22 protein-coding genes are annotated in these 24,247 nt (G+C 69.5%); 19 read left to right on the top strand and 3 right to left on the bottom strand.

The features are described from left to right. The first annotated feature begins 1 nt into the window (after position 1). Together ADX84_RS16335 and ccsB are read left to right on the top strand one after the other, a co-directional pair. Positions 2-1,636, top strand: coding sequence for a cytochrome c biogenesis protein ResB (locus ADX84_RS16335; protein WP_049575017.1), 1,635 nt, complete (start codon positions 2-4; stop codon positions 1,634-1,636). Then, the gene (ccsB, locus tag ADX84_RS16330; RefSeq protein WP_049575013.1) at positions 1,633-2,628 is read left to right on the top strand and encodes a c-type cytochrome biogenesis protein CcsB; all 996 of its coding nucleotides are present in this window, start codon (positions 1,633-1,635) and stop codon (positions 2,626-2,628) included. Before ADX84_RS16335 ends, ccsB begins: the two co-directional genes overlap by 4 nt. A 120-nt stretch (positions 2,629-2,748) precedes the next feature. On the opposite strand, the gene ADX84_RS16325 is transcribed toward ccsB, so the two are convergent. Together ADX84_RS16325 and ADX84_RS25585 are read right to left on the bottom strand one after the other, a co-directional pair. Beyond that, positions 2,749-3,105, bottom strand: a complete 357-nt coding sequence (locus ADX84_RS16325) for a PLD nuclease N-terminal domain-containing protein (RefSeq protein ID WP_049575009.1) — start codon at positions 3,103-3,105, stop codon at positions 2,749-2,751. A 115-nt stretch (positions 3,106-3,220) separates the two neighbouring features. After that, positions 3,221-3,421 carry a BldC family transcriptional regulator gene (locus tag ADX84_RS25585; protein ID WP_026116196.1) on the bottom strand — a complete coding sequence of 67 codons (201 nt, stop codon included), beginning with the start codon at positions 3,419-3,421 and terminating at the stop codon, positions 3,221-3,223. Between the two features lie 406 nt (positions 3,422-3,827). Here ADX84_RS25585 and ADX84_RS16320 point away from each other — a divergent pair, with 406 nt between their 5' ends. Next, positions 3,828-4,136: a DUF4229 domain-containing protein gene (locus ADX84_RS16320; protein WP_049575005.1), complete on the top strand. Its 309-nt coding sequence runs from the start codon at positions 3,828-3,830 to the stop codon at positions 4,134-4,136. A gap of 78 nt (positions 4,137-4,214) precedes the next feature. Here the strand turns inward: ADX84_RS16320 and ADX84_RS16315 are convergent, their stop codons facing one another. After that, entirely contained in the window at positions 4,215-5,483 is a 1,269-nt protein-coding gene (locus ADX84_RS16315; protein WP_049575000.1) for a delta-60 repeat domain-containing protein, read from the bottom strand. Between the two features lie 161 nt (positions 5,484-5,644). On the opposite strand from ADX84_RS16315, the gene ADX84_RS16310 reads away from it, so the two are divergent. The 16 genes from ADX84_RS16310 (at position 5,645) to nuoN (ending at position 24,232) form a co-directional block, all read left to right on the top strand. After that, positions 5,645-6,355 (top strand): demethylmenaquinone methyltransferase, encoded by a 711-nt coding sequence (locus ADX84_RS16310; RefSeq protein WP_049574996.1) that lies wholly within the window; start codon positions 5,645-5,647, stop codon positions 6,353-6,355. A 419-nt stretch (positions 6,356-6,774) separates the two neighbouring features. After that, positions 6,775-8,079: a geranylgeranyl reductase family protein gene (locus ADX84_RS16305; protein ID WP_017543080.1), complete on the top strand. Its 1,305-nt coding sequence runs from the start codon at positions 6,775-6,777 to the stop codon at positions 8,077-8,079. A 158-nt stretch (positions 8,080-8,237) separates the two neighbouring features. After that, positions 8,238-8,597 (top strand): NADH-quinone oxidoreductase subunit A, encoded by a 360-nt coding sequence (locus ADX84_RS16300; RefSeq protein ID WP_017543079.1) that lies wholly within the window; start codon positions 8,238-8,240, stop codon positions 8,595-8,597. Positions 8,598-8,661: 64 nt separating this feature from the next. Next, a complete protein-coding gene (locus ADX84_RS16295) occupies positions 8,662-9,207 on the top strand; it encodes an NADH-quinone oxidoreductase subunit B family protein (protein ID WP_017543078.1) in 546 nt (181 codons plus the stop codon). Position 9,208: 1 nt separating this feature from the next. Continuing rightward, positions 9,209-9,949 carry an NADH-quinone oxidoreductase subunit C gene (locus ADX84_RS16290; RefSeq protein ID WP_049574991.1) on the top strand — a complete coding sequence of 247 codons (741 nt, stop codon included), beginning with the start codon at positions 9,209-9,211 and terminating at the stop codon, positions 9,947-9,949. 55 nt (positions 9,950-10,004) lie between these two features. After that, positions 10,005-11,300, top strand: a complete 1,296-nt coding sequence (locus ADX84_RS16285; RefSeq protein WP_049574988.1) for an NADH-quinone oxidoreductase subunit D — start codon at positions 10,005-10,007, stop codon at positions 11,298-11,300. Further along, positions 11,297-12,037, top strand: a complete 741-nt coding sequence (gene nuoE, locus ADX84_RS16280) for an NADH-quinone oxidoreductase subunit NuoE (RefSeq protein WP_017543075.1) — start codon at positions 11,297-11,299, stop codon at positions 12,035-12,037. Before ADX84_RS16285 ends, nuoE begins: the two co-directional genes overlap by 4 nt. Then, positions 12,034-13,356 (top strand): NADH-quinone oxidoreductase subunit NuoF, encoded by a 1,323-nt coding sequence (gene nuoF, locus ADX84_RS16275; RefSeq protein ID WP_017543074.1) that lies wholly within the window; start codon positions 12,034-12,036, stop codon positions 13,354-13,356. Before nuoE ends, nuoF begins: the two co-directional genes overlap by 4 nt. Then, complete coding sequence (locus ADX84_RS16270; protein ID WP_049574984.1) at positions 13,353-15,812, top strand: NADH-quinone oxidoreductase subunit G; 2,460 nt, start codon at positions 13,353-13,355, stop codon at positions 15,810-15,812. Before nuoF ends, ADX84_RS16270 begins: the two co-directional genes overlap by 4 nt. After that, on the top strand, positions 15,809-17,182 hold the full coding sequence (gene nuoH, locus ADX84_RS16265) for an NADH-quinone oxidoreductase subunit NuoH (RefSeq protein ID WP_049574979.1): 1,374 nt from the start codon (positions 15,809-15,811) through the stop codon (positions 17,180-17,182). Before ADX84_RS16270 ends, nuoH begins: the two co-directional genes overlap by 4 nt. After that, entirely contained in the window at positions 17,175-17,723 is a 549-nt protein-coding gene (gene nuoI, locus ADX84_RS16260) for an NADH-quinone oxidoreductase subunit NuoI (protein ID WP_049574967.1), read from the top strand. Before nuoH ends, nuoI begins: the two co-directional genes overlap by 8 nt. Further along, positions 17,720-18,682: an NADH-quinone oxidoreductase subunit J gene (locus ADX84_RS16255; protein ID WP_049574964.1), complete on the top strand. Its 963-nt coding sequence runs from the start codon at positions 17,720-17,722 to the stop codon at positions 18,680-18,682. Before nuoI ends, ADX84_RS16255 begins: the two co-directional genes overlap by 4 nt. Beyond that, positions 18,670-18,969, top strand: coding sequence for an NADH-quinone oxidoreductase subunit NuoK (gene nuoK, locus ADX84_RS16250; RefSeq protein ID WP_017543069.1), 300 nt, complete (start codon positions 18,670-18,672; stop codon positions 18,967-18,969). Before ADX84_RS16255 ends, nuoK begins: the two co-directional genes overlap by 13 nt. Before the next feature lie 14 nt (positions 18,970-18,983). Next, positions 18,984-20,930, top strand: a complete 1,947-nt coding sequence (nuoL, locus tag ADX84_RS16245; protein WP_049574961.1) for an NADH-quinone oxidoreductase subunit L — start codon at positions 18,984-18,986, stop codon at positions 20,928-20,930. Continuing rightward, positions 20,931-22,574, top strand: coding sequence for an NADH-quinone oxidoreductase subunit M (locus ADX84_RS16240; RefSeq protein ID WP_049574957.1), 1,644 nt, complete (start codon positions 20,931-20,933; stop codon positions 22,572-22,574). Continuing rightward, positions 22,571-24,232 (top strand): NADH-quinone oxidoreductase subunit NuoN, encoded by a 1,662-nt coding sequence (gene nuoN / locus ADX84_RS16235; protein WP_049574954.1) that lies wholly within the window; start codon positions 22,571-22,573, stop codon positions 24,230-24,232. Before ADX84_RS16240 ends, nuoN begins: the two co-directional genes overlap by 4 nt. Positions 24,233-24,247: the final 15 nt, after the last annotated feature.

The raw sequence follows: 24,247 nt of genomic DNA, 5'->3' as shown, positions 1-24,247 counted from the left end.
CTTGAGTACGCGTACGTCCGAGAACTCCGAGAACGCCGACCAGGCGGGGGCGCCCGAGGCCGGGAAACCGGGTCCGAAGGGGCTGGGCCCCGTGGGCTGGATCCGGTGGGTGTGGCGCACGCTCACCTCGATGCGCACCGCGCTGATCCTCTTGTTCATGCTGGCCGTGGGGGCGATCCCGGGGTCTATCCTGCCGCAGAACGTGGTGAGCGTCGACGAGGTCGCCACCTACTTCCGTGAGAACCCGGAGCTGGCTCCGTGGCTGGACCGGTTCCACCTGTTCGACGTGTTCTCCTCGCCCTGGTACGCGGCGATCTACCTGCTGTTGTTCGTGTCGCTGGCCGGGTGTGTGATCCCGCGGGCGCTGGTGCACGCCAAGGCGGTACGGGCGCGTCCGGTGGCGACCCCGCGCAACCTGGGGCGGATGCCGTACGTGGCCCGGTTCGGCACCGCGGCCTCGCCGGAGAGCGCCCTGGAACAGGCCCGCAAGGTGCTCAAGGGGTACCGGGTCGAGCGCTACGGTGACTCGGTCTCGGCCGAGACGGGGTACCTGCGCGAGGCGGGCAACGTCCTGTTCCACTTCTCGCTGCTGGCCCTGCTGCTGGCCCTGGCCGCGGGGTCCTTCTTCGGCTATCGGGGCAACATGCTGCTGGTCGAGGGGGACGGGTTCGCGAACACGCTGCCCTCCTACGACGCCATCTATCCGGGGCACTGGACCGACACCGACGCCTTCGAGCCGTTCACGATCCACCTGGACAGCTTCGAGGCCTCCTTCATCGACGACGGGGACCTGCGGGGACAGGCCGAGTCCTACGTGGCGGAGCTGAGCTACACGGAGTCGCCCGGCGCCGAGGAGCAGCAGCACACCCTGGAGGTCAACCACCCGCTGAGCGTGGACGGGGTCCAGGTGTACCTCCTGGGGCACGGGTACGCGCCCCAGTTCGAGGTCCGCAACGGCGACGGGGACCTGGTCTTCGACCAGGCGGTCCCGTTCCTGCACCGCGAGACCATGAGCTACACCTCCGACGGTGTGGTGAAGGTGCCCGACACCGGAGGCGAGGAGCTGGGCTTCGTCGGGGTCTTCCTGCCCACCGCGGCCGAGGACCCCGACGGTGAGCTGGTCTCGTCCTTCCCCGGGGCGCAGAACCCGAGGGTGACGCTGGAGGCCTACCAGGGCGACATGGGAATGGTGGATCCGCAGTCGGTCTACCAGCTCCAGACCGCCGGGATGGAACCGCTGGGGGAGTCCCCCGTCATGGCGGTGGGCGACACCTGGGAGCTGCCCGACGAGGCCGGTTCGATCACCTTCACCGGCTACAAGGAGTACGCCACGCTCCAGAGCAACCGGGACGGTGCCCGCCTGCCCGCGCTGGGCGCGGCCACGGCCGCAGTGGCCGGGCTGCTCCTGACCCTGTTCGTCCGTCCCCGCCGTGTGTGGGTGCGCGCGACCAAGGGGGAGGACGGCACCACCCGCGTGGAGCTGGCCGGGCTCGGCAAGACCGAGGTCGCCGGTGACAACGCCGAGTTCCACGAGATCACCAAACGGCTCGCCGGACGGCTCAGGAGCGAGCCCGACGACGGCCCCCACACCACATCCGACCCGCGAGGGTCGACGACAAGAGGGAGTGACCGGTGACGTACACACTCGCCGGACCGGTGGACGAGACGATGGCGTCGGCCAGTGACACGTTGATCATCGCGATGATCGTGACGTACGCGGCCGCGCTGTTCCTCTTCGCCATCGAGGCCGCCTACGGACAGCGCACCAAGCTCAGGGCCGGACGCCTCATGCCCGTGGGCGCGGGCTCCGTCGAGGGCGCCGACGACGATGACATCGAGGTCAACGTCCGTACGGACGAGGGGGAGGCGCAGGCCTCCCAGAGCGTCCTCGGCCTGATCGCGCTGGGCGTGACGGCTCTGGGCTTCGTGCTGGGCCTCGCCCAGATCATCACCCGGGGGCTGGCCGCGGGACGTTGGCCCTGGGGCAACATGTTCGAGTTCGTGGTGGCGATGTGCCTGGTGGCCGTCGGCGCGCTGCTCTACGCCTCCTGGCGCTACCAGGCCCGCTTCCTCGGCGCGTTCGTGCTGGTCCCGGTGCTGATCCTGCTGGGTATCGGTGTGCGGTGGCTGTACGTGGACCCGGGCCCGCTGATCCCGGCGCTCCAGTCCTACTGGGTGCCGATCCACGTCTCCGCGGTGATCATCGCGGGTGGCGCCTTCATGGTCTCCGGCGCGGCGGGCATCACCTACCTGGTGGCGCACCGGGCCGAGGCGAAGCGGGCCCTGGGTGAGAAGGTGGCGGGCATCTCCGGACGCCTGCCCAGCTCCGACCTGCTCGACCGCATCTCGCACCGGTTCATCCTCTTCGCGTTCCCGCTGTGGACCTTCGGTGTGATCGCCGGTTCCGTGTGGGCGGACGAGGCCTGGGGCCGGTTCTGGGGGTGGGACCCCAAGGAGGTGTGGTCCTTCATCTCCTGGGTGATCTACGCGGCCTACCTGCACGCCCGGGCGACCGGCGGCTGGCGCGGTCCGAAGGCGACCTGGATCAACGTGATCGGCTTCCTCACCGTCATGTTCAACTTCTTCGCCGTGAACTACGTGTTCAGCGGGCTGCACTCCTACGCCTGACCCCGGTCCGGGCAGTGGGACGAAGGTGGGGCCGTACCCGTTCGGGTACGGCCCCACCTGTGTGTTCCGGGTTCCGCGACTGTCGCGCGCGGTGTGGCGTGTGCCAGCTCCTGCGGAGACTCAGTCCTCCGGATCGATCCGACGGTTGAGGTCCTTGAGGAACTCCGGATCGTCGTCGGGACCGAGCGGGTGCGGGCTGTCCGAGGGCTTGGCGAAGTCTGACGGGTCGAGGTCGTCCACGGACCTGGCGGCCTCGGCGGGGGAGGACGCGTTGCCCAGGACGGAGACGGGCTTGGGCGGACGACCGAGGAAGAGCCACAGGATCGAACCCACGGGCATGAACAGGGCGATGACGACCAGCCACAGGACCTTCGGGAGGTTACGGACCTCCTGGGCAGGGGTGGTCAACGCGTCGAAGAACGCGTACACCCATAGAACGATCGACACGAGCGTGATCAGGCCACCGAGCCACACCATGGTTCCAGCCTACTCTCGCTGTCGACCCCTCCCGGCCGGGGACACCGGCCCGGGTACGGGGCAGACCACCGGGGGTCGTCGGGTCCGGGACCGTCGGGGGCGTGCCGAACGTCCTTCAGGTGGTGCTCTCGCTCGGTTCCCCGAGCAGGAGGGCGCGTACCTCGGACTCCCGGAATCGGCGGTGCCCGCCGGGGGTCCGAATACTGCTGATGCGCCCGGAGGCGGCCCAGCGAGTCACGGTCTTGGGATCAACCCGGAAGAGTGAGGCCACTTCCCCGGGGGTCAACAGGCGTTCGCTTGCTCGTTCCACCTTCACATTCCCCCAATCGTGCCCGCCTGGACTGAGGGGGCGGCGGGCGTTTGATCCCCTAGTGTGCACGAGTTGGTCCGTTTCCTCCCTAGTTTTCGGAGAAATTGCGGCGTTCGGGGGAGAAGCGGGGGATATGTGATCGGAACGTGATGTTCAGACCCGGCTGTCGGGATTGCAAACATCCCATGACTATCTGAATCCAGTGCTGACCGCGCGCGGCCTGCGACGGGACACACCCCGCCCTGGTGCGGACCGGCGAAGACACGCCCTTAACCTGGAGGTAAGGCTGCCTGATCCGGGACACCACCCCTTCGACCGCGGTCGTATGACTCGGCCGTCCACGCACCTGATCTGCGTGGATGGGTTCGCTGCCCAATCTAGTGCAGGTAAACGTCTGTTGTGAGGCTTTTTGATGCGTAGCTGGCTGACCTATACCGCCGCCCGCGTGGCGCTGTTCGCGGGCGCCTTCGGCGTCGTCTACCTCTTCGGCGCGCGCTCGTGGATCGCGTTGGTTCTCGCGTGGCTGATCAGCGGCCTCGCTTCCTACGTTCTCCTTTCCAAGTGGCGCGACCAGATGTCGGCCTCGGTCGACGACTGGTCGAAGAAGCGTCAGGAACAGGACAAGGCCGTGGGGGACCGCCTGGAGGGCGGCGCGGCCCGGGAGGACGAGATCCAGGACGAGATCCTGCGCGCCCAGGAGTCCGAGAACACCCAGAAGTGACCGACGGGGCGGTGGTCCGACCGCTCGGACACCACCCCGTGGCCACTCCTCGTCAGGCGCTCACCTGACGCCGGCCCCTCACAGGGCCGGGAACATCCCCAGACGCGCGTGGTACTCGCCCGCCAGCCGATCGGTGTCACTGCCGACGTAGAGGCCGTCGGAGGTCGCGTGCAACGCCTCCACGCCGTGGCCCCGCGAGCGCCCCGGGTTCCAGGGCAGCGCCCGGCCCGTGTCGGGGTTCACTGCGGCGATGCCCTCGCGGGCGACCGAGCCCGGACCGGGGTTCAGGGCGCCCTTCTCGTTGTCCATCCAGCGCTGGTGGCCGCCCACGTAGACGGCGGACGAGGTGACCTCGACCGAGTACAGGGTGTCCCCGCCGGTCAGGTTGGACCAGGTGGGGTCGGAGTTCGCGGCGTCGGTGTTCTCGAACCGGGCCGTGGACTTGCAGAGGCCGGGCTTCACCTCCGGCCCGCCCCCCGTCACCACGGCGAAGTAGGAGCCGTCCGGGGCGAAGTCCATCTGCCGCATGTAGGTGTGGATGGCCGAGTAGTCGCACTCCGCCTCGTAAGCCGAGGTCGACCAGGTGGTGGGCGCCCCCTTCGCGGTGTCGATCATGGCGATCTGGTACCGGTCCAGGCCGTCGACCTTCGTGAACGTCCCGTTGATGGCGAGCCTGCGGCCGTCCGGGCTCAGGGCCAGCTCCTGCACGCGCAGGACGCCCCGGCGCTGTTCGGAGATGGTCGGGGTGAAGCCCGCGTCCACCCGGCCGGTCGCGGGGTCGATCCGGGCCAGCCCGGTGCGCTCCTGTCCGCTCACTCCGGTGAAGTTGCCGCCGACGTAGACCTGGCGTCCGTCGCTGGCGAGCCGGTACACGCTCCCGTCGTCCAGCTTGGCGCCGAAGCCGGAGACGTTCCGGCCGGTCCTGGCGTCGACGCGCGCGATCCCACGGCTGGCCGAACCGTTGACCCGCTGGAACTGGCCGCCGATGATCAGCGACCCGTTCGGGCCCTCGGCCAGGGTGTTGACGGTGCCGTCCACCTGCGGGGCGAAGCCGGGCAGGAGTTCGCCGGTGCCGTGCCGGAAGGCGAACAGGTTGCGCCGGTTGTGGGTCCGGGCGCCGTCGGCGTCGGACACGCTCTGGAACTCCCCGCCCACCACGACGGTGTCGCCGATCCGGAGGATGTCCTTGACCGTCCCGTCCAGGACGTGCGGGGTCCACTGGACCGGCTGTTCGCTGACCACGCCTTGGTGGGGTGCGGCGAGGGCGGGCGCGGCGGTCGCGACCCCCAGCGGGAACAGGAGAAGGGAGCTCATCGTCAGGGCGACGAACGATCGGGCCGGTTTCACGGGACTCCTCGGGCGCGCGGTGGTGGTTTCGGTTACCACATCATTGCACGGAGTATGCCTTTGACTACGTCAAGTAATCGACCGTCTGCCTGGTCAGTGCCCTTCCGGGCTCCTGTGCGGCCCGGTCCTCCGCGCTGTCCGGCCACCCTTAGGCTGGTGCCATGACCCGCGCGAAGCTCGACAAGAAGCCCCAGGACGTCGCCGCGATGTTCGACGGCATCGCAGAGAACTACGACCTCGTCAACGACGTCATCTCGCTCGGCCAGGACCGCGTCTGGCGACGCGCGGTGGTCGACGCGGTCGACGCCCACAGCGGCGAACTGGTGCTGGACCTGGCCGCGGGTACCGGAACCTCCTCGGAGTCCTTCATCAAGAAGGGCGCCCGCGTGATCGCCTGTGACTTCTCTCTGGGGATGCTCCAGAACGGGGCCCGGCGCCGGGGCGGCGCCTCGCGCGCAGGGGTGACCTTCGTGGCCGGGGACGCGCTCTCGCTGCCCTTCGCCGACGAGACCTTCGACGCGGTGACGATCTCCTTCGGTCTGCGCAACGTCGCCGACGTCGACCAGGCGCTGCGGGAGCTGCGCCGGGTGACCAGGGTCGGCGGCCGGTTGGTCATCTGCGAGTTCAGCCACATCCCGGTGGAGTTCGTGGACAAGCTGTACTCGACCTACCTGATGGCGGCGCTGCCGAAGATCGCCGGCGCGTTCTCCGGGCGCTCCGAGGCCTACGACTACCTGTCGGAGTCGATCATGGCCTGGCCCGACCAGGCGGAGCTGTCGAAGTACCTCCAGGGCGCCGGATGGTCGCGGGTCGCGTGGCGCAACCTGACGCTGGGCACAGTGGCGCTGCACCGCGGCTTCCGCGAGAAGTAAAAACAGACATAGCACTCACAAGGCGAAAGTCTTCTCTTCTAACTTAAAAAGTACGCAAACCCCAAGGAATGATCTGTTCCTTGGGGTTTTTCTGTTACCCATGGGTCACCAGGTGTTCAGCAGGTGGCGCTAGCTGCGCTTTTGACTGTTTGTGACGGCTTTGGTGGGTGTGTGGAGGCTTGTGGGCTCAATATCCGATTTTCTGAAGAATGCCCCCCGGGGGTCGCCTCCTGGCTCGTGAGGGTCTAGACTGCGGAAAAGTGGCTTGTGAAGTGCTTCACAAGGCCACGAGGCTTATGACACAAGACCCATGTCGGATATGTCGGAAGTCCCCAAACAACCCATTGCACCCCCCGTGAGCGGGTCGAACCCGCACTGACCCGCCACGGTGTACCGCGCGAGTAGTCGAGGACACATCCGTGAGCGAGACAGCCACCTCCTCTCCCAGAGGCCGGGAACGGATCGAGTACGACGCCGACGTCATCGTCGTCGGCGCTGGCCCTTCTGGCTCCACCACCGCCTACTACCTGGCCCAGGCCGGGCTTGACGTCCTGCTCCTGGAGAAGACCTCCTTCCCCAGGGAGAAGGTCTGCGGCGACGGCCTCACCCCGAGGGCGGTGAAACAGCTCACCTCCATGGGGATCACCTTCGAGGACGAGGGGTGGATCAAGAACCACGGCCTGCGCATCGTCGGGGCCGGCGTGCGTCTCGAACTGCCCTGGCCCGACCTCGGTTCCTATCCGGGCTTTGGCCTCGTGCGCACGCGCCTCGACTTCGACCAGATCCTGGTCAACCGGGCCGTGTCCGCCGGTGCCAAGCTCCTGGAACGCACCAACGTCACCGGGCCGCTCATGGACGAGCGCAGCAACCGGATCGTCGGAGTGCACGCCAAGAACGCCGACCGCGAACCCGTGACCTTCCGGGCGCCGCTGGTCGTGGCCGCCGACGGCAACTCCTCCCGGCTCTCCGTCGCCATGGGCATCCGCAAGCGCGACGACCGGCCCCTGGGCGTGGCCGTGCGCACCTACTTCGAGAGCCCCCGCCACGAGGACGACTACCTGGAGTCCTGGCTGGAGCTGTGGGACCGCAGCGGGGACAAGGACGTCCTCCTGCCCGGCTACGGGTGGGTGTTCGGTGTCGGCGACGGCACCAGCAACGTCGGCCTCGGCATCCTCAACTCCACGTCCGCCTTCCAGGACGTGGACTACCGCAAGCTCCTGCGCCGGTGGACCGAGTCCATGCCCGAGGAGTGGGGCTTCACCGAGGAGAACCAGAAGGGCAAGATCCTCGGCGCCGCGCTGCCGATGGGCTTCAACCGGGTCCCGCACTACGCGCGCGGCCTGCTGCTGGTCGGCGACGCGGGCGGCATGGTCAACCCCTTCAACGGTGAGGGCATCGCCTACGCCATGGAGGCCGGGCAGATCGCCGCCGACGTGATCGTGCAGGCGCACGGCCGTCCGACCCAGCAGACGCGCGAACGCGCACTGCTGCGGTACCCGGAGGTCCTCGCCGACACCTACGGCGGCTACTACACGCTGGGCCGCTACTTCGTGAAGGTCATCGGCCAGCCCGAGTTCATGAAGTACGCGACCAAGTACGGACTGCGTCAGCGCACGCTCATGAAGTTCGTGCTGAAGATGCTCGCCAACCTCACGGAGCCGAGCAAGGGCGACGCCATGGACCGGGTCATCAACGGCCTGTCCAGGATGGCGCCCGCCGCCTAGCGGGCGAGGGCGCGCACACGCACGGCCGGACCGCCGTTTCTCCGCGGTCCGGCCACACCACAAGACATTTCGGGAAGAGCCGAGAGAAGCACGTGAAAACGTTCACAAGTCAGCCGGTCGCGCGCTCCGACCAGCCATTCAGTGGAGGAGGGTGAGCCGTGGAGCTGTACACACCGATATTCGTGCTCGGTGGGATCGGCGCCGCTTTCGTCGTCCTGTCGATGGTCGCCGGTGCGGTCATGGGACCCAAGCGGTACAACCGGGCCAAGATGCAGGCGTACGAGTGCGGAATCGAACCGACCCCGCAGCCCGCGGGCGGTGGCCGCTTCACCGTCAAGTACTACATGACGGCGATGATGTTCATCGTCTTCGACATCGAGATCATCTTCCTCATCCCGTGGGCCGTGCACTTCGACGCCCTCGGCTGGTTCGGCGTCATCGCGATCATCCTCTTCCTCGTGAACGTCTCCATCGCCTACGCCTACGAGTGGCGCCGCGGAGGCCTCGAATGGGACTGATCCAGCTGACCCCCCAAGCCCCCGAACACACCCAGCCGCCCACCCCCGAGGAGGTCCGCAGCTGATGGGTATCGAAGAGAAGCTGCCAGCCGGAGTCGCGCTCACCACGGTCGAACAGGTCGTCGGCCTGGCCCGCAAGTCGTCCATGTGGCCCGCCACGTTCGGGCTGGCCTGCTGCGCCATCGAGATGATGGCGGTCGGCGGCCCCCACTACGACCTCGCCCGGTTCGGCATGGAGAAGTTCGGCGCCACCCCGCGCCAGGCCGACCTCATGGTCGTGGCCGGACGGGTCAGCCAGAAGATGGCCCCGGTCCTGCGCCAGATCTACGACCAGATGCCCGAACCCAAGTGGGTCATCGCGATGGGCGTCTGCGCCTCCAGCGGCGGCATGTTCAACAACTACGCGATCGTCCAGGGCGTGGACCACATCGTCCCGGTCGACATCTACCTGCCGGGCTGTCCGCCCAGGCCGGAGATGTTCCTGGACGCCGTGCTCAAGCTCCACGACAAGGTGCAGAACACCAAGCTCGGTGCCCACCGCGAGCAGGAGATCACCGAGACCGAGGAGCGCCTGCTCCGCCGTTCGCTGCCCCTGGTGACCAAGGACTGACATGAGCAACGAGAACGAGCGCGACGAGGCGGCGGAGAACCTCCCCGACCAGCTCGGTCGCGAGCGCTTGGCCGCACCGGTCAGGCGCACCGGCATGTTCGGCGCCCAGACCTCGGGCGACACCTCCGGATTCGGTGGCCTCCAGGTGCGGGGGAGCGCTCCCGCCCAGAGCCAGCGCCCCTTCACGGACCCCGACGACCCGCGCACCGCCGACTTCGACAGGGTCGCCGACGACCTCGAGGCGGCTCTCACCGCGATCGGCCGCGAGGCCGAGGTCGAACGGGTGGAGGTCGACCGTGGTGAGATCACCTTCCACGTGCGCCGCGAGGCCCTGCTGGAGCTGGTCCGCGTCCTGCGCGACGACCCCGCGCTCCGGTACGAGCTGTGCACGGGCGTGGTCGGCGTCCACTACCTGGAGGACGCCGGACGCGAGCTGCACGCGGTGTACCACTTCCGGTCGATCACCCACAACAGCGTGATCCGGGTCGAGACCACCTGCCCCGACGCGGACCCGCACATCCCCTCGATCGTGTCGGCCTACCCGACCAACGACTGGCACGAGCGCGAAGCCTGGGACTTCTTCGGGATCGTCTTCGACGGCCACCCGTCGCTGACCCGCATCCAGATGCCCGACGACTGGCATGGCCACCCCCAGCGCAAGGACTACCCGCTGGGCGGCATCCCGGTCGAGTACCGGGGCGCCACGGTGCCCCCGCCGGACGAGCGGCGGTCCTACACGTGATCCGCGCGGCCACCACACCAGCCACACGAAGGCCCCTCCAGAAGGGAGGCACGGCATGACCGTCACCGAGGACTACATCGACGCCTCCGGTGGGGACTGGGACGACGTCATCGAGAAGGCCCAGGGCACCAGCGCCGAACGCCTTGTCGTCAACATGGGCCCCCAGCACCCCTCCACCCACGGCGTGCTCCGCCTGATCCTCACGCTCGACGGCGAGACCTGTACCGAGGCCCGCGTGGGCATCGGCTACCTGCACACCGGCATCGAGAAGAACATGGAGTACCGGACGTGGACGCAGGGCACCACGTTCGTGACCCGCATGGACTACCTCACGCCGCTCTTCAACGAGACGGCGTACTGCCTGGCGGTCGAGAAGCTGCTCGACATCACCGACCGCGTGCCCGAGCGCGCCAGCGTCATCCGCGTGATGCTCATGGAGCTCAACCGGATGGCCTCGCACTTCGTGGCCATGGCGACGTTCGGCATGGAGCTGGGCGCCACCACGGTGATGACCAACGGCTTCCGTGAGCGCGAGATGATCCTGGACATCTTCGAGCTCGTCACGGGCCTGAGGATGAACCACGCCTACATCCGGCCCGGCGGGGTGGCGCAGGACCTGCCGCCCGGCGCCGTGGGCAAGATCCGTGAGCTGCTCAAGGAGATGCCCGAGCGCATCGGGACCATGCGCAAGCTCCTGGACGAGAACCCCGTCTACCTGGCCCGCACCAAGGACGTCGCGTACCTCAACCTGCCCGGTTGCATGGCGCTCGGTATCACCGGGCCGCTCGTGCGCGCCTCGGGCCTGGCCTGGGACCTGCGCAAGGCCAAGCCCTACTGCGGCTACGAGGACTACGAGTTCGACGTCCCGGTCTCCGACGGCGGTGACGTGTACGCCCGCTACCGGGTGCGCATCGCCGAGATGGAGGAGAGCCTCAAGATCGTCGAGCAGTGCCTGGACAAGCTCCAGCCCGGCCCGGTGATGATCGAGGACGCCAAGATCGGCTGGCCCGCCAAGCTGGCGCTCGGCCCGGACGGCATGGGCAACTCGCCGGACCACATCGCGCACATCATGAGCGGCTCGATGGAGGCGCTGATCCACCACTTCAAGCTGGTCACCGAGGGCTTCCGGGTCCCCGCGGGCCAGGCCTACGTGGCGGTGGAGAGCGCCAAGGGCGAGCTCGGCTGCCACGCGGTCAGCGACGGGGGCACCCGCCCCTACCGCGTGCACTTCCGCGACCCGTCCTTCACCCACCTCCAGGCCGTCGCCGCCATGTGCGAGGGCGGGACGGTGGCGGACGTCATCGCGGCCGTGGCCAGTATCGACCCGGTGATGGGAGGCGTGGACCGGTGAGCGAGACCAACGAGAACACACCCGTGGAGACCCCCGGGGTCTTCACCGACGAGGTCGTGGCGCGTCTGGAGCAGGACGCCAAGGAGATCATCAGCCGTTACCCGAAGCCGCGTTCGTCGCTGCTCCCGCTCCTGCACCTGGTGCAGGCCGAGGAGGGGCACGTCAGCGCGGAGGGCATGCGGTTCTGCGCCGACCAGCTGGACATCACGCTCGCCGAGGTCAGGGCGGTCGCCACGTTCTACACCATGTACCGCCGCGAACCCGGCGGCGACTACCAGGTGGGCGTGTGCACCAACACCCTGTGCGCGGTGATGGGCGGCGACGAGATCTTCTCCGCCCTCAAGGAGCACCTGGACGTGGCCAACGCGGAGACCACCGGGGACGGGAAGGTCACCCTGGAGCACGTCGAGTGCAACGCCGCCTGCGACTTCGCGCCGGTCGTGATGGTCAACTGGGAGTTCTTCGACAACCAGACCCCGGCCACCGCCAAGCAGCTGGTGGACGACCTGCGTCTGGGCAAGGACGTGGCCCCCACGCGTGGCCCCGCCAGCCTGTGCACCTGGAAGCAGGCCTCGCGCGTGCTCGCCGGGTTCGACGACGGCCGCGCGGGCGAGGGCGTGCAGGCGGCCGGCCCGTCACTGGCCGGACTCCGGATCGCGGAGCGCAACGGCTGGACCGCGCCCGACCCGAACAACCTCCCCACCCGCCCCGACCAGGGTGAGGAGGGCGCCAAGTGACCACCCTGACCCCGATCCTGTCCCAGAACTGGGACCGGCCCGACTCCTTCACGATCGACGGCTACCGGGCCACCGGCGGCTACGAGGCACTGCGGAAGTCGCTGACCATGGAGCCCGACTCCATCGTGGACCTGGTCAAGCAGTCCGGTCTGCGCGGCCGCGGCGGCGCGGGCTTCCCCACCGGGATGAAGTGGGGGTTCCTGCCCAAGGACAACCCCAACCCGCGCTACCTCGTCGTCAACGCCGACGAGTCCGAGCCGGGCACCTGCAAGGACATCCCGCTCATGCTCGCCAACCCCCACGTGCTGGTGGAGGGGGTGGCGATCGCCTCGTACGCGATCAAGTCCAACCAGGCCTTCATCTACGTGCGCGGCGAGGTCGTCCACGTCATCCGCCGCCTGCGCCAGGCGGTGGCCGACGCCTACGCCGCCGGGCTGCTCGGCAAGGACATCCTCGGTAGCGGCTTCGACCTCGACGTCGTCGTGCACGCCGGGGCGGGCGCCTACATCTGCGGTGAGGAGACCGCCCTCCTGGACTCCCTGGAGGGCTACCGGGGCCAGCCCCGCCTCAAGCCGCCGTTCCCCGCGGTGGCCGGGCTCTACGCCTCGCCCACCGTGGTGAACAACGTCGAGTCCATCGCCAGCGTCCCCGGGATCGTCGCCAACGGCGCCGAGTGGTTCACGTCCATGGGCACCGAGAAGTCCGCCGGGTTCGGCTTCTTCTCCCTGTCCGGGCACGTCACCAACCCCGGCCAGTACGAGGCCCCGCTCGGGATCACCCTGCGCGAGCTCCTGGACATGGCGGGCGGTGTCCGCGAGGGACACCGGCTCAAGTTCTGGACGCCGGGCGGCTCCTCCACTCCGATCTTCACCGAGGAGCACCTGGACACCCCGCTCGACTTCGAGTCGGTGGGCGCCGCCGGGTCCATGCTCGGCACCCGTGCCCTCCAGATCTTCGACGAGACCACCTGCGTGGTCCGCGCCGTCGGCCGCTGGATCGCCTTCTACGCCCACGAGTCCTGCGGCAAGTGCACTCCCTGCCGCGAGGGCAACTTCTGGATGGTCCAGGTCCTGGACCGCCTGGAGCGGGGCGAGGGCACCGAGGCCGACATCGACAAGCTGCTCCAGATCTGCGACAACCTGCTCGGCCGCTCCTTCTGCGCGCTGGGCGACGGAGCCACCAGCCCCGTCATGTCGTCGATCAAGCACTTCCGCCAGGAGTACGTCGACCACTTCGAGAAGGGCGGCTGCCCCTTCGACCACTCCAGGTCCACCCTCTGGGCGGACCGGCCGACCACGGAAGAGGGAGGGAACCGGTGACCGTCACCTCCAACACCTCAGGCGGGTCCTCGCCCGCCCCGCCCCCGGAGGACCTGATCACCGTCACCATCGACGGTTTCCAGATCAGGGTTCCCAAGGGCACCCTGCTGATCCGGGCCGCCGAGCTGCTCGGCATCCAGATCCCCCGGTTCTGCGACCACCCGCTGCTCGACCCGGTCGGGGCCTGCCGCCAGTGCCTGGTGGAGATCCCCGACATGGGCAACGGGCGCGGGATGCCCAAGCCGCAGGCCTCCTGCACCATCACCGTCATGGAGGGGATGGTGGTCAACACCCACCTCACCTCCGAGGTGGCGGAGCGGGCCCAGCGCGGGATCATGGAGTTCCTCCTGATCAACCACCCGCTGGACTGCCCGGTCTGTGACAAGGGCGGCGAGTGCCCCCTCCAGAACCAGGCCATGTCCACGGGCCAGGGGGAGAGCGAGTTCGTCGACGTCAAGCGGACCTTCCCCAAGCCGATCGCGCTCTCCACCGGGGTGCTGCTGGACCGCGAACGCTGCATCCAGTGCGCCCGCTGCACCCGCTTCGCGGCGCAGATCGCGGGCGACCCGCTCATCGAGCTGATGGAGCGCGGCGCCAAGGAGCAGGTCGGCATCGCCGAGGGGGAGGCCTTCGACTCCTACTTCTCCGGCAACACCGTGCAGATCTGCCCGGTGGGCGCGCTCACCGGATCGGCCTACCGGTTCCGGTCCCGCCCCTTCGACCTGGTCTCCACACCGAGCGTGTGCGAGCACTGCGCGGGCGGTTGCGCCCAGCGCACCGACCACCGGCGGGGCAAGGTCACCCGGCGGCTGGCCGGGGACGACCCGCAGGTCAACGAGGAGTGGAACTGCGACAAGGGCCGGTGGGCGTTCACCTACGCCACCCGGTCCGACCGCCTCTCCCGCCCCCTGGTCCGAGACGAGGACTCCCGGGCCCTGGAGTTCGCCTCCTGGCCCGAGGCGATCAGCATCGCCGCGCAGGGGCTGGGCGCCGCGCGCGGCAACGTGGGGGTCCTGGTCGGCGGCCGCCTGACCTACGAGGACGCCTACGCCTACGCCAAGTTCGCGCGCGTGGCCCTGGGCACCAACGACGTGGACGCCCGCGCCCGCGAGCACTCCGCCGAGGAGTCCGCCTTCCTCGCCGCCCACGTGGCGGGGACCCCGGTGGGCGTGGACTTCACCGCCCTGGAGAAGGCGCCCGCCGTCCTGCTGGCCGGGTTCGAGCCGGAGGACGAGTCGCCCTCCACCTTCCTGCGCCTGCGCAAGGGGTCGCGCAAGCGGGGGCTGAAGGTCTACTCGATCGCCTCCCACGCCAGCCTCGGTCTCACCAAGACCTCCGGCACCCTGGTCCGGAGCGTCCCCGGCGACGAGGCCCGCGTCCTCAACGCCCTGGACGCCGACCACCCCGAGGTGGTCGAGGCGATCGGCCAGGAGGGCTCCGTCATCCTGGTCGGTGAGCGGCTCGCCGCCGTCCCCGGCGCCCTGACCGCCGTCTCCGCGCTGGCCGAGCGCACCGGAGCCCGGCTCGCCTGGGTTCCGCGTCGCGCCGGTGAGCGGGGCGCGATCGACGCCGGCGCGCTTCCGGGCCTGCTGCCCGGGGGCCGTCCGGTCGCCGACGACTCGGCCCGCGCCGAGGTGGCCCGCGTGTGGAACGTCGGCGCGCTGCCCGGGACCCCCGGCCGCGACACCGACGCGATCATCGCGGCGGCCGCGTCCGGTGAGCTGGACGCCCTGGTCATCGCCGGGGTCGAGCTGGACGACCTGCCCGACCCGGACGCCGCCCGCGAGGCCCTGGCGAGGGTGCCGTTCGTGGTCAGCCTCGAACTGCGCGCCAGCGACGTCACCGACCGCGCCGACGTGGTGCTGCCGGTGGCCGCCGTCGCGGAGAAGTCCGGGACCTTCGTCAACTGGGAGGGCCGCCACCGGCCCTTCGGTGACGCGCTCAAGGTGCCCGGTGCCCTCTCCGACCTGCGGGTACTGTCCGCGATCGCCAACGAGATGGACGTCCACCTGGGCCTGCCGGACGCCGCCAGCGCCTACGACGAACTCCTGGAGCTGGGCATGTGGGTGGGTGACCGGCCCGCCGGACCCTCCGTGCGTCCGGCCGAGCTGCCCGCGCCCGCCCCGGGCCAGGCCCTGCTGTCCACGTGGCGGCAGCTCCTGGGCACCGGCCGGATGGAGGACGGCGAGCCCTACCTCGCCGGGACCGCCCGCCAGCCGCGCGCCTACCTGTCCAAGGCCACGGCCGACGAGGTCGGGGTCCCCGACGGCGGTTCGCTCCGCGTCACGGGGGAGCGGGGTTCGGTGACCGTCCCCGTGGTCGTCACCGACATCGCCGACCGGGTCGTCTGGCTCCCGGCCAACGCCCACGGCTGCGACATCCGCCGTGACCTGGGCGGCACCGCCGGGCAGACGGTCATCCTGGCCGCGCCCACCACCAACGGGAGGCAGCAGTGACCCCCGCCGCTCTCGATCCGCGCGCGGCCGTACTGGCCTCGGAGAGCACCCTGAGCGCCTTCGGGAACGACCCGTGGTGGATCACCACCATCAAGGCGCTCGCGATCTTCGTCTTCCTGATGATCTGCGTGCTCATGATGATCATGGCCGACCGCAAGGTCATGGGCCGGATGCAGCAGCGCCACGGACCCAACCGGATGGGCCCCTTCGGCCTCCTCCAGTCCCTGTTCGACGGCATCAAGCTCTCCCTCAAGGAGGACCTGATCCCGCGCGGGGTGGACCGGTTCGTCTACATCGCGGCGCCGATGATCGCGGCGATCCCCGCGTTCCTCGCCTTCTCGGTCATCCCGATCGGGCCCGAGGTGAACATGTTCGGGGTCATGACCCCGCTCCAGCTCACCGACCTGCCGATCGCGGCGCTGCTGGTCCTGGCCACCGCGGCGCTCGGCGTCTACGGGTTCGTGCTCGGCGGCTGGGCCTCCCAGTCGCCGTACGCCCTGCTCGGCGGCCTGCGCGCCTCCGCGCAGGTGATCAGCTACGAGATCGCGATGGGCCTGTCCTTCGTCGCGGTCTTCATCATGGCGGGCACGCTCACCACCTCCGGCATCGTCGCGGCCCAGGAGAACCTGTGGTTCGCGGTGCTGCTCCTGCCCTCCTTCCTCATCTACATCGTCACGATGGTCGGCGAGACCAACCGGCTCCCGTTCGACCTGGCGGAGGGGGAGGGCGAGATCGTCGGCGGCTTCATGACCGAGTACGGGTCGATGAAGTTCACGATGTTCTTCCTCGCGGAGTACGTGAACATGTGCACCGTCGCGGCCGTGTCCGTGACGCTCTTCCTCGGCGGCTGGTACGCCCCGCCCGGGGTCACCGCGATCCTCCCGGGCGCCAACGAGGGCTGGTGGCCCGCCCTGTGGTGGCTGCTCAAGTTCGTCGCCGTCATGTTCCTGTTCATCTGGGCCCGGGGCAGCCTCCCGCGCGTCCGGTACGACCAGCTCATGAAGCTCGGCTGGAAGGTGCTCATCCCGATCCAGCTCGTGTGGATCACCGGTGTGGCCGTCGTCCGCATGCTCGTCCTCGACGAGGCGCACCCGCTGGTCATCGCCGGTGTGGTCGCGGCCTTCACCATCGCCACCGTCGCGGCCATCGCCGCCTGGGTCCGCTTCGTGCGCCGCGAGCGCGCGGAGGAGGCCCGCCAGCGCGCCGAGAACGCGCGCCGCGCCCACAAGGAACCCTCCTTCGGCGGGTTCCCGGTGCCCCCGAGCACCGCCGCCCACTACGGCAGCAGCGTGCTCGCCGAACCGTCGCGGACGGCCTCGGCCGCCACCGCCGAACGCAACGAGAAGAAGGGGGAGGTTACCGGTGCTTGAGTGGCTCAACCCCGTCAAGGGTTTCGGTGTCACCTTCCACACGATGTTCAAGAAGGTGCCCACCGTCGAGTACCCGGAGGTCAAGCGCCCCACGGCGCCGCGCTTCCACGGTAGGCACCAGCTGAACCGGTGGGCCGACGGCCTGGAGAAGTGCATCGGGTGCGAACTCTGCGCCTGGGCCTGCCCGGCCGACGCCATCTACGTGGAGGCGGGAGACAACACCGACGACGACCGGTACTCGCCCGGTGAGCGGTACGGACGCGTCTACCAGATCAACTACCTGCGGTGCATCCTGTGCGGTCTGTGCGTGGAGGCCTGCCCCACCCGGGCGCTCACCATGACCAACGAGTACGAGCTGGCCGACGACAGCAGGCAGAGCCTGATCTGGACCAAGGAGCAGCTGCTCGCCCCGCTGCGCGAGGGCATGGAGCAGCCGCCCCACCCGATGCGCCTCGGGGACAGCGACCTCGACTACTACGCCACCGGGCGCGGTGAGCACGGAACCCAGGACCGGCCGGAGAACACGGGGGCGGTCAGTTGATCCCGCTCACCCCCGCCTCCCCCGCGCAGCACCTCGCCGCGGCGGCGCCCATCGGCTCCGGTGAGGCCACGGTCTTCTGGGTCCTGGGCACGATCGTCGTGCTCGGCGCCCTGGGCGTGGTCTTCTCCCGCAAGGCCGTGCACTCGGCCATGTCGATGGCGCTGGCCATGGTCGGACTGGCGATCTTCTACGGCATCAACGAGGCGCCGTTCCTGATGGTCGTCCAGATCGTCGTCTACACCGGCGCCGTCCTGATGCTGTTCCTGTTCGTCCTGATGCTCGTGGGCGTCAGCTCCGCGGACTCCCTCGTGGAGACCCTGCGCGGACAGCGGCTCATGACCGCGATCGTGGCGATCTGCTTCGTCGGCGCCCTGACCACGGGGATCACCCGGATCGCCGTGGGCGACCCGGCCGGGATCGCCGCCGCGGCCACGCCGGTCGGCGGCACCATCCCGTGGATCGCCAGCGAACTCCTGCTGCGCTACGTGGTGGCCTTCGAGGCCACCGCCGCGCTGCTCGTGACCTCGGTGCTCGGCGCCATGGTGCTCGCGCACACCGCCCGCACGGGCAGGCGCCGCACCCAGCGGGAGATCTCCGAGGACCGCATCAGGGGCGACCACCCGACCCCGCTGCCCGGACCCGGCACCTACGCCCGGCACAACGCGATCGACATGCCCGCGCTGCTGCCCGACGGCTCGGTCTCGAAGCTCTCGCTCAACCCCGTCCTGGCCGCCCGCGACCCCGAGTACCAGTCGGGGGTGCCGATGGAGGTCCAGACCGGGCGGTCCGCACTCCCCGGAGGGGCGTCGGACTCGACCGACTCCAAGGAGGGCGGGCTCACCGCCGACCAGGAGGACGGCCCCGCCGACGACGGTGACAGCGGCTCATCCGCCACCACCGACGGCGAAGAGAACGGCAACGGAAACGGACAGGAGGTCGAGTCCTCGTGGACCCGATGAACTACATCGTCCTCGCGGCGCTTCTGTTCACCATCGGCGCGGTCGGCGTCCTCGTCCGGCGCAACGCGATCATCGTCTTCATGTGCGTGGAGCTCATGCTCAACGCCTGCAACCTGGCGTTCGTCGCGTTCGCCCGGATGCACGGTGACATCGAGGGGCAGGTCGTCGCCTTCTTCGTGATGGTCGTGGCCGCCGCCGAGGTGGTCGTGGGCCTCGCGATCATCATGCAGATCTTCCGAACCCGCAGGTCCGCGTCGCTCGATGACGCGAACCTGCTCAAGCACTAGAAGGCGACGTGGCAGTGACACAACATCACGCGTACCTCGCCGCCGAACCCGTGGTGGCGACCACGGCCGACAGCGCGGTGCTGTCGAACGCCTGGCTCCTGATCGCCCTGCCACTCGTGGGCGCGGCGATCCTGCTGCTGGGCGGGCGGCGCACCAACGGGTGGGGGCCGCTGCTGGCCACCGCCCTGCCGATCGGCTCCTTCGTCTGGGCGGTCCTCGCCCTGTTCGACCTCCTCGGCCGGGGCGCGGCCGAGCGGAGCGTCTCCGTTCCGGTCTACGAGTGGTTCGCGTCGGGTGACTTCTCCGCCCGGATCAACCTCCTGGTGGACCCGCTCTCGATCAGCTTCGTCCTGCTGATCACCTTCGTGGGCTCGCTCATCCACGTCTACTCCCTCGGCTACATGGCCGAGGACCCGGGCAGGCGGCGGTTCTTCGCCTACCTCAACCTGTTCGTCGCGGCCATGCTCGTGCTGGTCCTCGCGGACAACTTCGTGCTGCTCTTCCTCGGCTGGGAGGGTGTGGGCCTCGCGTCCTACCTGCTCATCGGGTTCTGGCAGTACAAGCCCACGGCGGCCACCGCCGCCAAGAAGGCGTTCCTGATCAACCGGGTCGGCGACATCGGCCTGCTCGTGGCGATCATGATCATGTTCACCGTGCTCGGCGCGGTGAGCTTCAGCGACGTCTTCGCGGCCGTCCCCGGTGCCAGCGACGGCATCCTCCTGGCCATCGGCCTCCTGCTGCTCCTGGGCGCCTGCGGCAAGTCCGCGCAGCTCCCGCTCCAGGCGTGGTTGCTGGACGCCATGGAGGGCCCGACCCCGGTGTCGGCGCTCATCCACGCCGCCACCATGGTCACCGCCGGTGTGTACCTGATCGTGCGCGCCGGACCGATCTTCGAGGGCGCCCCGGTGGCGCAGACGGTCGTCATGACGGTCGGCGCCGCCACCATGCTCGCGGGCGGCCTGATCGCCTCGGCCAAGGACGACATCAAGAAGTCCCTGGCCGGTTCCACCATGAGCCAGATCGGCATGATGGTGCTGGCCGCCGGGCTCGGCCCGGTCGGCTACGTCGCCGCCATCGCCCACCTGATCACGCACGGCTTCTTCAAGGCCGGGCTGTTCCTGGGAGCCGGTTCGGTCATGCACGGCATGAACGACGACGTCGACATGCGCAGGTACGGCGGCCTGGCGTCGAAGATGCCGATCACCTTCGCCACCTTCGGCCTCGGCTACCTCGCCATCATCGGTGTCCCGTTCCTGTCCGGCTGGTGGACCAAGGAGAGCATCATCTCCGCCGCCTTCGGCCTCGGCGGAACCGCCGGGGCGGTCTTCGGCACCGCGATCATCGTGGGCGCCGCGCTCACCGCCTTCTACATGTCGCGGATGGTCTTCATGACCTTCCTCGGCAAGAAGCGCTGGGACGACGGCGTGCACCCGCACGAGTCGCCGGTGAGCATGACCGCCCCCATGGTGGTGCTGTCGATCGGGTCGGTCGCCCTCGGCGCCTTCCTGGTCTTCGGCGACCGGTTCGCGGGCTTCCTCGCCCCGGCCATCGGCGCCGAGCCGCACCACTTCACCGTGGGCCACGCCTTCACCGCGCCCTACGGCATCGCCGCCCTGGTCGTGCTGGTCCTGGGCGTCGCCCTGGCCTGGTTCATGTACCTGCGCAAGCCCGTGGCGCGCACCGCGCCCAAGGGCAACCTCGTCACCAACACGGCCCGCAACGAGCTGTACGGCAACGAGATCAACGAGGGCCTGTTCATGCGACCCGGCCAGGTGCTCACCAAGGCGCTGGTCGTCATCGAGGACAAGGTCATCGACGGCGCGGTCAACGGGCTCGGTGCCGGGGTCGGCGACTCCTCCACCGGACTCGGCAGGACACAGACGGGGTTCGCCCGCACCTACGCGCTCACCATGCTCATCGGCGCCGTGATCGTCGCCGCGACGCTGGTTGTGAGGTTCTAAATGATCCCCTGGCTCACTCTCGCGATCGCGCTCCCCGCGATCGGCGCGGCCGTCATCTGGGCGCTGCCGCGCGTCAAGGCCCCGGCGGCCTCGGGCGGTGCCTCGGCCTCGGTCGCGGCCAGCGCCGAGGCCGGCTCCGGCACGGCCACGGCCACCAAGGCCCGTCCCGCCACCGGCGGGGCGGCCTCGGCCGAGCTCGCCAAGCGCCTGGCCCTGGGCTTCTCCGTCGCGACCCTTCTGCTGGTCGTGGTCATGGCCCTGAACTTCGACACCTCGGGGGCGGGTGGCCTCCAGTTCGAGGAGGTCTACCCGTGGATCCCCTACTTCGGGGTCCACTTCGCGGTCGGCGTCGACGGCATCGCCCTCGTACTGATCCTGATGTCCGTGGTGCTCGTGCCGCTCGTGGTGCTGGCCGCCTGGCGGGAACACGACGACCGTGACGACGGCGGGCGCGGCTACTTCGCGCTCATCCTCGCGCTCGAGGCGATGATGATCGGTGTCTTCGCCGCCACCGACGTCTTCCTGTTCTACGTGTTCTTCGAGGCCATGCTCATCCCGGTCTACTTCATGATCGGGCGCTACGGGCGCGGCGCGGACCGCGCCAAGGCCGCGATGAAGTTCCTGCTGTACAGCCTCGCCGGCGGCCTCATCATGCTGGTCGCGGTGATCGGCGTGTACGTCATCGGCGGCACCTTCCTGTGGACCGAGCTGACCGATCCGGGCGGCGCCCTCGCGGCCGTCGACCCGGCCACCGCGCGCTGGCTCTTCCTCGGGTTCTTCATCGCCTTCGCGATCAAGGCCCCGATGTGGCCCGTGCACACCTGGCTGCCCAGCGCGGCCGGGTCGTCCAGCCCCGGTACGGCCGTCCTGCTGGTGGGCGTGCTGGACAAGGTCGGCACCTACGGGATGCTCCGGTACTGCCTGGAGATGTTCCCCGCCGCGGTGTCGTGGTTCGTGTGGCCCGTGGTGGCGCTGAGCCTGGTGAGCATCTTCTACGGTGCGATCCTCGCGATCGGCCAGAGCGACATGATGCGCCTGGTCGCCTACACCTCGGTGTCCCACTTCGGCTTCATCACCCTGGGCATCTTCGCCCTGACCCAGCAGGCCCAGGCCGGGGCCGCCCTCTACATGGTCAACCACGGGTTCGCCACCGGCGCGCTCTTCCTGATCGTGGGCTTCCTCATCGCCCGACGGGGCAGCGCCCGCATCGAGGACTTCGGGGGCGTCCAGAAGGTCGCCCCCAAACTCGCCGGGGTCTTCCTGATCGCGGGTCTGGCCGGTCTGGCACTGCCGGGCCTGGCCCCCTTCGTCAGCGAGTTCCTGGTGTTCGTCGGCGTCTACGCCTTCAGCCCGGTCCCGGCGATCGTCGCCGCGCTCGGCGTGGTCCTCGCCGCCCTCTACATCCTCTGGATGTACCAGCGCACGATGACCGGTCCCACCCCGGAGAAGCTGGCCAAGCTGCCGGACCTGTCCGGGCGTGAGACCTGGGCGGTCGCCCCGCTGATCGCCCTGATCATCGCGTTCGGCGTCTACCCGCAGCCCCTGCTCAACGTGATCAACCCCGCCGTCGAACGCACCGTGGAGGCCGAGGCCGACACCGAGGTGGCGGTCGCGGACGGCGACGCGGAAGGAGACGAGGAGTGATCCCCCTCAATCTCGCGGACGGGGCGCCCCCGGCGCTCCACGGAGTCACCGAGGCTCCGCCGGTTCTGGACTGGTGGCTGCTGGCACCGTTCCTGGTGCTCTTCGGCGCCGGTGTGCTGGGGGTGCTCCTGGAGGCCTTCTGGCCCAAGGGCTCCCGCCGCACCGCGCAGATCGTCCTGACGGCGGTCGCGCTGCTGGGCGCGTTCCTCCTGCTGGTTCTCCAGGTGGAGGCGGTCGGCGAGGGCACGACCATCGCCAACGGCGTGCTGGCCGTGGACCGCACGGTGCTGTTCTTCCAGGGCACCATCACGGTGCTGGCCCTGATCAGCCTGATGCTGATCGCCGAACGGCGGGACGGCAGGGACGCGTTCTCCGCCCAGGCCGCCACGGTACCGGGCAGCGAGGAGGAGCGCACGCACATCCTCGCGGGCTCGCAGCACACCGAGGTCTACCCGCTGGTGCTGTTCGCGGTGCTGGGCATGCTGATGTTCCCGGCCTCGAACGACTTCCTGGTCATGTTCATCGCCCTGGAGGTCATGAGCCTCCCGCTGTACCTGCTGTGCGGGCTGGCCCGCAGGCGCCGCCTGTTCTCGCAGGAGGCCGCGGTCAAGTACTTCCTGCTCGGCGCGTTCTCCTCGGCGTTCTTCCTGTTCGGGATCGCCATGGTCTACGGCTACGCCGGTTCGGTGAACTTCGGCGTGATCCGCCAGGCCGTGGAGTCCGGCGGGGCGGAGATCTTCCAGGACGGCAACGGCGAGCCGCTGCTGCTCATGGGCGTCGGGATGGTCGCGATCGGCCTGCTGTTCAAGGTCGGCGCCGTGCCCTTCCACAACTGGAAGCCCGACGTCTACCAGGGCGCCCCGACCCCGATCACCGCGCTGATGGCCTCCTGCACGCTGGTCGCCGCCTTCGGCGCCCTGCTGCGGGTGTTCTTCGTGCCGTTCGGCACCTCGGTGGCGATCTGGGAGCCGATGCTGTGGACGGTGGCCATCCTGACGATGGTCGTCGCCGCGGTCGTGGCGGTCACCCAGCGCGACGTCAAGCGGCTGCTGGCCTACTCCTCGGTCGTGCACGCCGGGTTCATCCTCACCGCCGTGGTCGCGGGCAGCGTCGAGGGCCTCGCGGGCGCCATGTTCTACCTGGCGGCCTACGGGTTCACCACGCTGGGCGCCTTCGCCGTCGTCACCCTGGTGCGCACCAGGGACGGCGGGCAGGAGCTCGGTGACCTCGACAAGTGGGCGGGACTGGGGCGACGGTCCCCGGGTCTGGCCCTGGCGCTGTCGCTGTTCCTGCTGGCCTTCGCCGGTATCCCGCTCACCAGCGGGTTCATCGGCAAGTTCGCGGTGTTCGAGGCGGCCGTGGCGGCCGGTGCGACCCCGCTGGTCGTCGTCGGCGTGCTCAGCAGCGCCGTCACCGCGTACTTCTACGTGCGGATCATCGTTGTGATGTTCTTCCGGGATTCCGAGGGCGAGGGCCCGACGGTGGCCCGTGCCGGGATGCTCACCGGCAGCGTGATCACGGTGGGTGTGGCGGCGACCCTGGCGCTCGGGATCCTCCCGGGGGCCTTCCTGGACACCCTTCTGCCGTCCGGTGAGCCGGGTCAGGAACCGGCCGCGGTCATGGTCGACCAGGTCACGGAGGCACCCGCCGGCGAGTGACCGTCGACCCGGGTG

The organism is Nocardiopsis sp. SBT366 (genome assembly GCF_001083815.1).
In the GTDB taxonomy this organism is placed as follows: Bacteria; Actinomycetota; Actinomycetes; order Streptosporangiales; family Streptosporangiaceae; genus Nocardiopsis; species Nocardiopsis prasina.
The sequence above is the reverse complement of the archived record's forward strand: the minus strand, read 5'-3'. Positions and strand labels throughout refer to the sequence as shown.

Excerpts from the sequence above, each read along its gene's own strand:
- ADX84_RS16325 (WP_049575009.1), bottom strand. The coding sequence starts at position 3,105 with ATGGTGTGGCTCGGTGGCCTGATCACGCTCGTGTCGATCGTTCTATGG.
- ADX84_RS16320 (WP_049575005.1), top strand. The coding sequence starts at position 3,828 with ATGCGTAGCTGGCTGACCTATACCGCCGCCCGCGTGGCGCTGTTCGCG.
- ADX84_RS16310 (WP_049574996.1), top strand. The coding sequence starts at position 5,645 with ATGACCCGCGCGAAGCTCGACAAGAAGCCCCAGGACGTCGCCGCGATG.
- ADX84_RS16295 (WP_017543078.1), top strand. The coding sequence starts at position 8,662 with ATGGGTATCGAAGAGAAGCTGCCAGCCGGAGTCGCGCTCACCACGGTC.
- ADX84_RS16290 (WP_049574991.1), top strand. The coding sequence starts at position 9,209 with ATGAGCAACGAGAACGAGCGCGACGAGGCGGCGGAGAACCTCCCCGAC.
- ADX84_RS16285 (WP_049574988.1), top strand. The coding sequence starts at position 10,005 with ATGACCGTCACCGAGGACTACATCGACGCCTCCGGTGGGGACTGGGAC.
- ADX84_RS16240 (WP_049574957.1), top strand. The coding sequence starts at position 20,931 with ATGATCCCCTGGCTCACTCTCGCGATCGCGCTCCCCGCGATCGGCGCG.